The organism is Streptomyces sp. NBC_01426 (assembly GCF_036231985.1).
GTDB lineage: Bacteria > Actinomycetota > Actinomycetes > Streptomycetales > Streptomycetaceae > Streptomyces.
In genome coordinates, this window is the sequence record NZ_CP109500.1 from 241,654 (window position 1) to 254,601 (window position 12,948).

5 protein-coding genes and 1 pseudogene are annotated in these 12,948 nt (G+C 73.4%); all 6 read left to right on the forward strand.

Annotation, left to right across the window (positions count from 1 at the left end):
* Positions 1-35: 35 nt before the first annotated feature.
* A complete protein-coding gene (locus tag OG906_RS01235) occupies positions 36-9,008 on the forward strand; it encodes a WXG100-like domain-containing protein (protein ID WP_329439089.1) in 8,973 nt (2,990 codons plus the stop codon).
* Positions 9,009-9,134: 126 nt separating this feature from the next.
* Entirely contained in the window at positions 9,135-9,683 is a 549-nt protein-coding gene (locus OG906_RS01240; RefSeq protein WP_329439090.1) for a GNAT family N-acetyltransferase, read from the forward strand.
* A gap of 220 nt (positions 9,684-9,903) precedes the next feature.
* Positions 9,904-10,548 (forward strand): GAP family protein, encoded by a 645-nt coding sequence (locus OG906_RS01245; RefSeq protein ID WP_329439091.1) that lies wholly within the window; start codon positions 9,904-9,906, stop codon positions 10,546-10,548.
* A 111-nt stretch (positions 10,549-10,659) separates the two neighbouring features.
* The gene (locus tag OG906_RS01250; protein ID WP_329439092.1) at positions 10,660-11,088 is read left to right on the forward strand and encodes an Rrf2 family transcriptional regulator; all 429 of its coding nucleotides are present in this window, start codon (positions 10,660-10,662) and stop codon (positions 11,086-11,088) included.
* A 524-nt stretch (positions 11,089-11,612) separates the two neighbouring features.
* Positions 11,613-12,116 carry a GNAT family N-acetyltransferase gene (locus tag OG906_RS01255; protein ID WP_329439094.1) on the forward strand — a complete coding sequence of 168 codons (504 nt, stop codon included), beginning with the start codon at positions 11,613-11,615 and terminating at the stop codon, positions 12,114-12,116.
* 344 nt (positions 12,117-12,460) lie between these two features.
* Positions 12,461-12,813, forward strand: a pseudogene (locus OG906_RS01260) (AraC family transcriptional regulator); the annotation flags it as partial.
* Positions 12,814-12,948: the final 135 nt, after the last annotated feature.

Consider the following 12,948-nt stretch of genomic DNA (forward strand, 5'->3'; position numbering starts at 1 on the left):
CCGACCATCACCCTTACCGAGGAACACGGCACCACATGAGCGTCGACATGCCCCCCGAGCTCGCCTGGGTCGCCCGGCTGGCGGTCGGTCAGTCCTGGCCCAAGGGCAACGAGGACGGCCTGCACGCCCTCGGCCAGGCGTGGCACGAGGCGGCGCAGGAGCTCAAGGGGATCAGCGAGCAGATCGGTGCTTCCGGAAACGGGGTCCTGGAGAGCGTGGGAGGACAGGTCGCGGACGAGTTCCGCAGCTTCGTCACGCAACTGGAGTCCAGCATCCCGGAGATGGCGCAGTCCGCCGGCCAACTGGGGAAGCTCGGCAGGCACACCGCCGTCCAGGTGGAGTACTCCAAGTACATGATCCTCGGCCAGCTCGTCCTGCTGGCCGCCCAGATCGCGCAGTGGGCCTTCTTCGCACCCGAGGTCATCCCGCTCGCCGTCACCGGCGCCCGCATCGCGGTGAAGATGATCCTGCGCCGGCTGCTCATCTCGGTCGCCACCGGTGTCGCGATGAACGTCGGTCTCGACGTCGCCGTCCAGACCATCCAGTTCCTCAAGGGCGACCGCACCGAGTGGAGCACGGACAACACCGTCTCCGCCGTCGTCTCGGGCGCCATCGGCGGGGCGGTGGGCGGTGTCTTCTTCGGCGCGGGCGGCGTACTGGCGCCGAAGTTCGCGCACGCGCTGCTCGGCAAGGTGGTCCTGGGCGCGGCCACCGGCGTGGCGACCGCCGGAATCATGTACGGCATCTACAAGAGCGGCGAGGAGGAGTTCGGGTCGTCCATCTCGGCGGGCGCCCTGGGAGCCCTGGGCGGTGGTGGCCGACGGCGCTTCGGCGGCAAGGGAACCACGATCGAGGTCGATCCGGTGCACCTGAACGTGCCGGACGCACTGCGCTTCGACCTGCCCGGGCTGCCGACGGCCGAGAAGGCGGCCCTGTCCGACCCGCCACCGTCTCCGGGCCGGGTCGCACCGGAGCCGGGACGGGGCGGCGGAGCCGATCCGGTGAACGGGGACGGCACGGGAACGGGTACGGGAACCGGAGCGGACGGGGCCGGCTTCCGCGCGCCGCGCACCGAGAGCTCCCCGGCCGTCCACGGCGCGACCGGCGGCACGCGCGCCCCGGCCGCGGCTCCCGGCGACGGCGGCCTGCCCGGCTTCGCGACCGTGCTCGGCCCGGCCCAGGGCTTCTCGGCCTCGGTCCCCGGCCACGCCGCCGCGCCGGCCCCCTCCGGCGCCGCTCCGTCCGGTACGGCCGCATCCGGTACGGCCTCGTCAGGCGCCCACGGCCCGGGCTCCGCCCGCACGGCGGCCACTGCGCCGGTCGTCCGTACCAGCACGGGTACGGGTGTCGGCCCCACGGCCGCCGAGGTGAACCGCCCCGCGACGGCGGGCGCTCCCGGCGCCGCCACCCCCGCGGCGCCGCCCGGTGGACCGGCCGCAGGAGCCGCGGGCGCCGCCGGAACCGGCGGGCCCAACGCCGCGGCGGGACCGGGGTCGGACCCGTCCCGCTCCGTCCGTACGGAGACGAGCCCCACCCCGTCGGCCGGCGCGGGACAGCACGCGGGACCGCAGGCGTCGGCGGCGGCCGGCGCACCGCACGCCGGGCCGGAAGCGTCGGTGGACACCGCCTCCCGAACCGGACCGCAGGCACCGGCAGCCACCGGCCCGCACCCCGTGCCGGAACGACCCGGCGCCCCGGTCACTGCCACCACCGCGGACACCACGGCCGCCCCGGCCGCGCACACGGCCACCGGCAGGGCCACCGGTACGGTCGGCGCCGCGGAGAGCGCCCCCACCCGCGACCCGGGATCGGCCCCGCCGCCCGGGCACGTTCCCGGCGGGCCGACGCCCGCCCCCCGCATGGCGCTCGATCGCACCCCGCGGTTCGTCGTCCGGTCCTCATTCGAGGCCCGCCGGTTCACGTACCAGGGCGAGTCCGTCACCGACCTCACCGTCAGGGTCGCGTTCCGGGCCGGCGGCGGCCACGACACCGAGGCCGTCTGGAGCCGGATGTCCGATGGTGTCCGGGAGTTCCTCAACGGGCCGGAGTACCGTCTCCCGGGCGGCGACCGGCTGCACGTCACCGTGCTGCGCGCCCGCCCCGGCGACGAACCGCACCTGACCGTCGACCTCGTCGGCCGCGACCGGGGCATGGACCAGCGGTCGTGGTGGCCCGACGCGGACCCCGTCGACTACGCGCACGAACTGGCCCATCAGATCGGTCTGCGCGACGAGTACCGCGACACGAGCGCCCCGCACCGTCCCGCCGTCGAGGGCAGCCTGCAAGGCGACTACCGCTCCCCCGCGCCCGAGGGCCTCCGGCAGGCGGGCCTGCGGGACCGTCATCTGCGGCTGATCGCCGCCCTCGTCGGGGACCTCGACCAGCAGACCGGCACGCCGCGCCGCGAGGATCCCGCAGCCGCCGCCCTCCCGTACGACGCGGAGTGGGCACGGGCCTGGCGGGGCTCCGCGGCCAACGACCGGAGCCACGTATGGGTGGATCCGGTCTCGGACCCCCTGCGCCACGGCCAGGACGGCAACCCGGCCCGCGACGAGGTCGCGGCGGACGACCGCGGCGAGAACCGGAGCGATCAGCGGACGGAGTCACCCTCGGTGGCTCCACGCATGTTCGGGCCGCCGGTGTACTCGCCCGACAACTCGCTGATCATGCAGCCCGGTTATGCGTCCGGCGATCAGTTCGGCATCCTGGCCTCGCTGCTCCACGACCCGAACCGGCACGTCCTCATCGCCCGCGGACCGGACAGCGGCCTGCCCGGGCACGACCCGGTCCGCGACAAGTCCCGGGCCATCGAGGCCTTCTACCTGGAGAGCGGCATCCCCGCCGACCGGGTGCATCACGTCGACGTGCCGAACCTGGAGAAGGGCAACGTCTGGCCAGCCCTCAACGACGAGGCCACCCGCATCGCGCAGCAGCAGTGGGGGATCAACAAGCACTTCCACGAGATGTTCCAGGTCAAGGAGTTGTGGGGGGTCACCGACGGCACCGATCACATCGGCCGGGTGTTCTCCGAGGAGTTGCGGGGCCGGGTCCGCGAGGCCTGGCACCTGGGCGAGGACCGCGATGCCGAGGTCAACGCGTGGCTGGCCGGGCGGGGGGTGCGGATCCCGCCGGGCGAGGGCCGCGTTCTGGTGCTGTGGTCCCGGTTCTCCGGCAAGGCCACGCAGTGGTCGGACCTCCGGGGCCGGATGGAGCACGACACCAGCTTCCAGGGTGTCCGCCAGCTCCTGCGGAACCTGGCCGGCGACTACAAGGCGGTGATCATCACCGGCGACGCGCACCCGGACGCGGGCAAGGGCGGCAAGTGGGACGCCCTGGTGCGGGAGATGCGTACCGAGCTGGGCACCGACACCATCCACCAGGTCACCGGCTTCTGGCGGGGCACCGACCCCGGGCCGGCCGCCTGGGGCGGCGACACCCGTACCGGACAATTCCGGCTGTACGACAGCCTCGCCCGTCAGCACGGCGTGCAGCACCTGGGGTTCCGTTCCGGGAACCTGGAGGCCGTCGCCCTCATCGGCCACGACGTGCACTACCTGGAGGAGTCGGGGGCGACGGGCTCCCACCGCATGGAGGCGTGGCACGACGCCGACGGCACCGGCACCACCCGCAAGGGCGGCCTCGCGCCGGGGTACGAGCGCGTCGTCATCGCGGAGCCGCCCACCGCCTCGGGCAGGTACGGCAAGCAGTTCGACACGGGCGGACGCCTGGAGGGGACGTACCAGCCGGCCGATCCGGGTTCCTGGTGGCGCAAACCGGTCCACGCGTACGGCAACGAGCGCGGCTTCAGCCACGCCGACGTGCAGTCGATCCGGGAGGAGCTGGGGCTCACCGGCCGGTTCCAGGACCGCGACGCCTTCGACGCCGACCGCGTCCGCGACATCCAGCGCAGGTACGGGGCGGTGCGCGCCGTCGTACGGCAGTACGGGCACCTGGTCGAGTACGACGTCGAGCAGTACCTGGCGCAGGCCGAGGCCTTCTTCCACACGCCCCTGGAGCGCTATCCGCACGGCCCGAGCCAGATGTACGCGGACTTCGTCGAGCACGTCCTCCCGAACTTCCCCGCGGTCTGGGAGGTGCACCGCCAGATCCAGACCCGGATCCAGATGCAGGCCTGGGAGGCGTACACCCGGCAGCAGGCCGAACAGGGCAACGGAGGCGAGGTCACACCACGCGCCCCGCAGTCCGACACCACCGGCACTCCGTCGGGCACCACCGGTACTCCGTCGGGCAGTTCGGGCGGTGCCGGCAGCTCCGGCGCGGGTGCCTCGGCCGGGGTCACCCCCGCCGAGGCGCGTGCGCGCTACGGCATGCCCGAGGGCAACTTCCGAAAGTTCCAGGAGGTCGCGACGAGGAACAGGCTCAGGATCGACGTCCGGCCCACGAACCCGACCGCTCCCGCCTGGCTCGACCAGGGCAAGCTCCCGAAACCGAAGGACATCAAGGCCAAGTCGATCAACGACCTGGACACCCGTCTGGGGGCCAAGGCCGAACACCGAGGGCTGATCGGGTACTTCCGGCCGGTCATGCCGGAGCGCGGGGACACCGACGCCGCCACCTGGAGCCGCATCGAGGCGCGGTTCGCCCAGCGGACGGAGGAGTTCGACACGCTGGCGCCGGTCATGGAGACCCTGGCGGCCGAGGGCCGGTTCAAGGTCGAGGACGGGCTGGTGTACGGCCGGGACCAGGAGGGGGGCTGGCGCGAGATCACCGGCGACCACGACGTGTTCGACATCAGCACCCCGGGCAGCACCCGGCTCAAGGGCAGCCCGTACGACCGTGTGGTCGGCGAGATGATGGCGAACGACATGGCCGTCATGCACGGCGCCCACATGGACTGGGAGCCGTCGTCGCCTTTCAGCAAGGGCATCTTCAGCAAGATCGTGGAGTCGCACCAAGAGGGCGGCGAGCCGCTGCTCCGCTTCCTCCCCGGTGTGAACGACGCCGAACTCGTCCACGCCCGGCCCGTGCTCCGGCCCCCGTCCACGGCGGAAACGCCCGCCACCCCACCGGAGTCGGCGCCCGCGCCGTCCATGGCCGCCGCGCCGGAACGGGCTGTGCGCGGCGGCGTCCGCGCTCCCGCGGCCGCACCCCACAGCCGCGTCGCCGACCTCCGCGGTGACGAGGTGGCGCCCCAGGCGCCGCGGACCGCTGCACAGGAGCCGGCGGCCACCTCGGGGCGCACCGGCCGGCCCGCCCCCGTGGCCGGCCCGCCGCTCACCCGCGCCGTGGCGTTCGGGGCGGAGGACTCGACCGGGCTCGGCCCCGCGGAGGTCGGCCGCCTCGACGCACTGGCCGCCGTCGTGGCGCGCGGTACGGTCCGGCACGCCGAGGCGGGGCTGCCGCTGCCGGAGGTGACGATCGCCGGCCACGGCACCGCGTCCGTGGCGGGACGGCCGCACTTCGGCCGGGCCGTCCAGGTCGGCGCCGAGCGTGCGGAGGGCGTCCGCGAGGTCTTCGTCCGGCGCCTCGACGCGCACCTGCGTGACCTCGGGTCCCCGCTGACGGCCTCCGCCCTGTCGATCGCGCGCGAGTCCCGCGGCTCGGACCTGCCGCACGGCACGGACCCCGCCCACGACACTCCGGAAGCCCGGCGCCGGGCGGTCGTCACCGTCACGCACCTGCCGGCCGAACGGCCCCCCGTACGCGACGACCTGCCCCAAGGCGCGGTCGCCGGGCGGCACCTGCCGGACGGGCCGGCGCCGGCCCTGGTCGAGCGGCCGCGGGCCCTGGACCGACGGGGCGGCGCACCCGACGGGCAGTCGGCCGCGCCGGATGGACACCGGCACGCACCCGACGAGCGGGCGCCGGTCCAGGACGGGCGGGCGCCGGTCGGGGACGAGCCGGCGCCGCCGGTGCGGGAGGGGCACCCGCCCGTCCGCCCCGAACAGTGGCGGGACCGCCGCGAGCGGGCGGGCTGGGCGGTGCTGCGGACCGAGCGGTTCGACCCGGCGCGGGACCCGGCGGCCGAACGGCCGGCTCCGGGGGCGCTGGCCGGGCGGGACGTCGTGGTCCGGATGGCGGTGGCCCGCATCCAGGCCGACGACGGGCGCTGGGTCCGCAACGTGTCCCTGCAACTGCCGGTGCGCTTCGGCGCGGGATTCGGCGCCGGCGACCTGGGTGCGTACTGCGGCCGGCTCCAGGCACTGCTGGACAGCCACGTCAACGACGGGCGCACGCTGCCCGGCTCCGGCGACCAGCTGCACATCGACGTGGAGGTGGAGCACCGGCCGGACCATCCGGAGGCGATCGAGATCAGCCGCAGTGATCAACCGGTGCGGGAATGGGACCAGTTCACCTTCCCGCTGGGCACCCGTGAGGGGCTCGCGGACGACGCCCGGGCGCTCCACGAACTGCTGCACTACGCGGGCCTGCCGGATCGGTACCACGACGCCTCGACGCTGTTCCGCCGCCTGGAGCGGCAGGCCGACCGGCGCGGGGTGATGGCCGGCGCCGACACGTTCGAGGTGCCCGACGCGTACGTCCGGGCCATCGGCGCGGTCACCGACTCGGGCCCGGCCCTGCGCGATCTGCCGCGCACCGGGGCGGGGGCACCGGGCCTGAGCCGCGACGCCGCTCGCGCGGCGTTGCTCGCGCCGGATCCGGAGCAGGTTCCCCTGCCGCGCGCCCCGGCCGCCGCGCCGTTCGCGGGCCGTGACCGCGCCTTCGTCGAGGACCTGGTCCGACGGGTGCTGCACGACGACACCCGGATGGACCACGGCCGCAACTGGGCGGGCCCCGGGCGGCCCCCGCTGGACGTCGGCCGGTACGCCGTCGTCCGGGACGGCGGGGAGGGCCGTGCGCAGAGCGCGCCGTGGACCGATCCGTACGTCGTGATGGCCCGCGCCGGCGGGGACCACGTCACCTTGCGGACGCCGCTGGGTTCCGTCCGACTGACCGCGGCCGAGGACTTCGCCGCCCTGGTGGCGAACGACCCGCACCGGCCTCCGGGCGCCGACATCGTGCTGGCCGTGCGCGGGCTTCCGGAGGGTTCCCTCGGTCTGCCGCAGGCTGTCCGGAGCGCGACGGGAAGCCGTGTCTGGACCCCGGTGGACGCGACCCTGCGGCTGGTGACCGTCCGCGGGCACCGCACGACGGAGCGGATGGAGCTGTCCGGCCCCGACCCGAGGTGGGAGGCGACCACCACGGCGGATGACGCGGACCCGTTCGCCCACCTGAGGGCCGCACGGCTGGTCACGGACGCGTACACGACCGCGGCCCCGGGCGGCTCGGTGCTGTTCCAACGGCTGCCGCTCACCAGGCTGGAGGCCTTCCACGCCGTCGACCCGGCCGATCCCGACAGCCCCGCCCTGGTGCTGCCCGTCCAGCGGTTCGACGAGGTGCTCGTCCGGGACCGGCCCGGGATCGAGGTGTCGCAGGACCGCACGCTCGCCATCGATTCCGGCGGCCTGAGCCGGCACGCGTACGCCACGCAGCAGGCCGTCGACGACGCCAACGTGCGGCTGGCCGCGGCCGGGAGCAAGGTGCGGCTGGCCGCGGACCCGGCGGTCTCCCTCACCCTGCGGCGCGGGGACGGGCTGCCCCATCCCCCGCTGCTGCGGATCGCCCCGCGGTTCCTGACCCGGTCGGGGCGCTCGGACGAGGAGGCCTGCCGTGACTTCGCTCAGATGGTGTCCGGTGAGGTCCGAGCCTCGCACGTGGTGTTCCGGGCGCCCGGGGACCGTGTCGCGACCGGCCGGATCAGCGCCCTGGACACGGCGGAGGTCACCGGCACGCACCACCTCGCCGAGTCCCTCACCCGCGTTGCCGGAGGCCTGGTCGCCCCGGCCGCCACCGGTCCGGCCTGGGCCGCCGCGCAGATCGGGCGGGACGACCGGGGCGTCGGCGGCCAGGGTGGTGCGCCGCTGCCCGGCCGGGAGTACGGCAGCGCGCTGAGCTACGAGTACGCCGACAGTCCGGAGCGGGACGCCCTGACGGAGGCGGCGCGGCGGATCGGGATCAACGAGGCCGCCTGGGCCGGGGTGGGCGAGGGGTACCTCGTCCAGTCTGTCAACGCGGCGAACGCCGAGGGGCTTGCGTCCCTCGACGTCAACTACGCCAAGCCCGGCGGCGGGAACGGCTCGCACTACGGCTACCACTTCGCGTCCGTGGTGCTGGCCAGTGAGGACGGCCGGTCGCAGCTCACCCTGGAGAACCACGCCCGGGTCGGCCGAACGCGCGCCGAGACGGCCGACGCCGTCGAGGCCAATCTGCGGCAGTCCGCCGGTGAACTTCGTTCGGTGGAGGCCTCGTTGGCACGCCGTCTGCGGCAGGCCGAAGGCGCGGGCGCGACTGCGGCGGACACCGCCGCGCTGAGGGCGAGGGCCCGGTTGGCGGAGGTGCTGGTCGCGGCGAAGGAGGCCCGGGACCGGCGCGCGCCCGCGCAGGACCAGGAGCGTACGCTCCGGCAGGCCGCGACCGTCATACTGAAGGCCGCCCCCATGGTCGAGGGCAGGGAGCAGTGGTACTTCCGCGCCTACAGCCGGCGCCCGGGCGAGAGCATGCACGAAACGCATGCGGCGCTGCTGTCCGATCACGACTCGGCGGAGGCCAATCCGCTCACCTTGGTGGTGCTCCACGGGCATGGCGAGCCGCTGCATCGGTTCATCGCGTTCGACGAGTCGGGCGCCATGGCCGACGGAGGCCGGTTCAAGCTCGACCAACTGGCCGAGCACCTGGTCCGGGTCGGTCTGTGGAACCGTGATCACGGCCTGCCGCTGCCGTCGGTCCGGCTGACCGGCCACGGCGACGGCCGGGTGCCGCACCGGGACCTGGAGCTCACCGCCGCCATGGCCGACGGCATCCGCACGGATCTGCGCGCCCGCATCGCGGACCTGCTGCGGCAGCGCGGATCCGTCGTGGACGCAAGCGAGTTCACCTTCTCCGTGGCATCCGGCCTACACCGCGAGGACGGGACGACCCGCGGCCGGGAGGTCACCTTCGACATCGACCACTGGCGGTCCGGCGACGACTCGGAGGCCGACCGGTGATGAAGACCCGGGGGGGAACGGCGCCTGCGGCCTTCGGAAGCGACCGCGGAGCGTTCCCGGGCCTCGTTCCGGGCCGCGCGCGAAACTCGATACACCCACCACCCGTAGGCGCCCTAACGTGGCCCCATGCTCCAGATACCGTCGCGGGTCGAACTGCACCCGCTCACCCTCGCCGACCAGGACGAGTTCTGTACCCTCGTCCGGGCCAGCTCCGAACTGCACCTGCCGTGGATGCGACTGCCGACGAACGCGCAGGAGTTCACGGACTGGATGCGCCGTTTCGACGACGGCACCAACCAGGGCTTCCTGGTCCGCGTGCGAGACACCGGAGCAGCCGCCGGCACGGTCAACATCAACTCGATCATCCGGGGGCGCTACCAGGGCGCGTCCCTCGGCTATGCGGCCTTCGCCCCGTCGGCAGGGCAGGGGTACATGACCGAAGGGGTCGCCGCCACGATGCGGTACGCGTTCACGGATCTGCGGCTCCACCGGCTGGAGGCCGGCATCCAGCCGGCGAACAAGGCATCTCTGGCCGTGGTCCAACGGCTGGGCTTCCAGTACGAGGGGCTGGCGCCCGCCTACCTCTACATCGACGGCGCCTGGCGGGACCACGAACGCTGGTCCATCACCGCACCGAGCCCCTGGACACCCGATCCGTCGCTTCCCGAGGTCTGAGAGGAAACGAGGACGAGGCCGGTCCACGGGACTCCCAACGCCCGCACCTCCCGCCACCGGGTGTGCGGCGTTCGGGGACATGAGCGTGGCCGCTTGACCGGTCGGGCCTCGGCCCGCAGAGTCGGGATGCGGCGCCGTTGAGAGCGCTGCCCGATCCCGCTCATTGGCTCTCCCGTCCCGAGGCGGCCGATGCCCCGACCTTCCCGGAGTGACTGCGCCGATGGTTCTCGATCTGGTCGTGATCGGTACGGCCATCACGTTGGGACCTTTGCACAACAGCGCGTTCATCCTGCTGCTCTCCTCGCGACGCGGGGTTCGCAAGGGCCTGGCGTTCCTCTTGTCGTGGCTCGCCAACCTGGTTGTGGTGATCGCTTGCGTGTTGCTGCTGACCGGTGGGGAGCCCCCCGCCCGCCACACCACCCCGTCGACCGCCGTTTCGTGTGCGAAGCTCGCCATCGGCTTGGGGCTGGTGCTCTATGGCGCGAACCGGCGGCGCCGGCCACCCCGCCCGCATGGTCCGCCGCGCTGGACCGCCAAGGTGGACGACGCTTCACTGGCCACGGCCGCCGGGCTGGCCTGGTTGTTCCAGCCCTGGGCGCTGGTCGGAGCCGGGGCCGCGACGGTCGTCGCCGCGGACCTCTCCTCCCTCACGGACTGGCTCGTGCTGACGGGCTACTGCCTGCTGGCCACGCTCAGCCTCGTCGCCATGGAGATGTACAAGGTCTGGGCGCCGGCGGCCGCGGAGGCCAGGCTGAACGGCCTGCGCACCTGGACCGAGCGGCACCAGGACCAGCTGATCGTCACGCTCTCCCTGCTCGTCGGCCTGTGGCTGACGGCGCGGAGCGTCTACGAGCTGGTCGTCTGACGGCACCGCTGTCGGGTTCGCCGCGGACAGGACTGGACATGCGCACCCTGTCGTAACAGAATCAGTTGCAACGGGATCGGGATCGGTCGCGTCCGGGCAACGGGAGGTTCCATGAGCGCGAGCAGTCGCATGACCGTGGCCACGCACGCGTTGACCTGGATGGCGCTGGTCTGCCCCCAGCGAGCCGACGGCATCGTGACGTCCGATCAGATCGCCGACAGCGTCAACACCAACCCCGTCGTCATCCGCCGCATCCTCGGCAGCCTGCGTGACGCGGGCCTGGTCGTCTCGCAGCGCGGCCAGGGTGCGGGCTGGAGGCTGGCCCGCACCCCGGAGTCGACCACGCTGAGAGACGCCTACCTGGCCGTCGAGCCCGATCCGCTCATCGCGCTGCACGCCGCGACTCCCAACCAGAAGTGCCCCGTCGGCCGCGGCCTCCCGCCTGTGCTGCGGGAGGCCTACAGTCGCGCGGAGGAGTCGATGAAGGCCGAACTGGCCGCGGTCACCGTCGCCGACGTCCTGAGGGAGACGGTTGCCTGAAGGCTGAACCCCGAACTCCCCCACCAGGCTGGTCCGCACGGACCGGCCTTTCTTCGGACCCTTGTCGTAACTGTCCCTGTTACATCAAACGCTCTGGAGGTCCCTCCGTCGTGTACCGATCACTTGTCGTCCTCGCCGCCGCAATGTTCGCCATAGGAACCGACAGCTTCGTCATCGCCGGCATCCTGCCGGACGCCGCAGACTCCCTCGATGTCCCCGTCGGCACCGCCGGTTGGCTGCTCACCGCCTACGCCTTGACCTACGCCGTGCTCGGTCCGGTCATGGCCGCGTCTCGGCTGCTCCCCTGGTCGGGCAGGCCGGGATGGCATGGTTCGGCGCACACTGGCTCGGAGCCGTCGGCGCGGTGTTCATCGCACTCGGCCTCGTGGCGGCGGAGGCGGCGCACGCCGTCATCCGCCGACGCGGCACGGACGAGGTTTCCGCGGCACGAGCGCAGCCATTGCCGTTGCCGACCACGTAGCGCACAGCCGTCAACACCCGTGGACAGCAAGGACTGGACAACAGTGATCACCACGAAACGCCTCCGACTGCGCCCGCTCACCGACGCCGACACCGACTGGTGGGTACACCTCCACGCCGACAACGAGGTCAACCGGTTCGTCGGCGGCTACACCCACCGGCAAGCCGCAGCGCGCCTGCGCGACATCCACCGGCAGTGGACCCGGCGCGGCCACGGACTGTGCGCCGTCGAACTGAAAAGCACCGGTCAGGCCATAGGACGCTGCGGCCTGAACTGGTGGGAGCAGTTCGGCGAGACCGAGATCGGCTGGACCTTCGCCCGCACGCACTGGGGACGGGGCTACGCCACCGAAGCAGCCCAAGCCGTTCTGACCTGGGGTTTCGGCCCGCTGAGGCTGGAACGGATCACCGCCATGATCCACCACGACAACACTGCCTCGGCCGCCGTCGCCCAGCGCCTCGGATTCGCGCCACTGCGCGAGGACACCGTCCTCGGCCGCGCCTGCACCGTCTACGCCCTGGACCGAGACGACTTCCCCTGTCCCTGAACGCCACCCGAACAGCGCCCTCCTCCGCACCAAGGCCGCGGACGAGGGCGAGTGGGGCACCCGTCAGAGGTTGTAGCCGCCCGACACCTCGATGACCTGCGCGGTGAACCACTCTGACCTGGGCACGGGAAAGAACGATGCTCCCGATGGCTTGCACGATCCTCCCCTTCTGCGGACCGAGCGCTGGACGCGCGGACCGGCGGTGTGGACCATCGGGACATGTCCCGTCCTCTTTGGACGAGCTTCGCTCGCTCTTGGCCCGCCACGCCCGCCCCGACACGGCCACCGCCCTCGCCGACGTGCTGATCTCCCGCGTCGAGGAGCCGGCCGAACCCTCGGCATCGATGACGGGCACGGTCATGGACCTCATCGCCCAGGGCGCGAAACATCTCGCGCTGGGCGAGCGCGTCTACGAGTAAAGCGCCGGTCAGTACCTCGTCGCCTCCATCGACCTGCCCGTCACCGGCCACTTCGTCGATGTCGGCCCCGACCGGCCGGCACTCGGCTTCGGCCTGACCCCCTGCGCTCCTCCGACATCGCCGACCTGCTCTTGGCGGCCCCGGCGGGCGCCGTACCGCGCCGCGCCGACCCGCGGCCGGGCCTCGCAGTCAGCGACGCCTCCCCACCGCTCCTCGACGCCGTGGTGCGACTGCTGCGCCTGCTCGACCACCCCCGGGACGCGGGCTCCAGGAGGCCCGACTCCTGCCGGCCGCGCACCCCGGGGACGTCACGAGCGTCGGCTGCACGGCATGTGACCCGGGGAACTGTCACGACCGCGCGCCCCGCGCCCCGCGCCCCGACCAGACTCGCCCGACCAGACTCGCGCTCAACA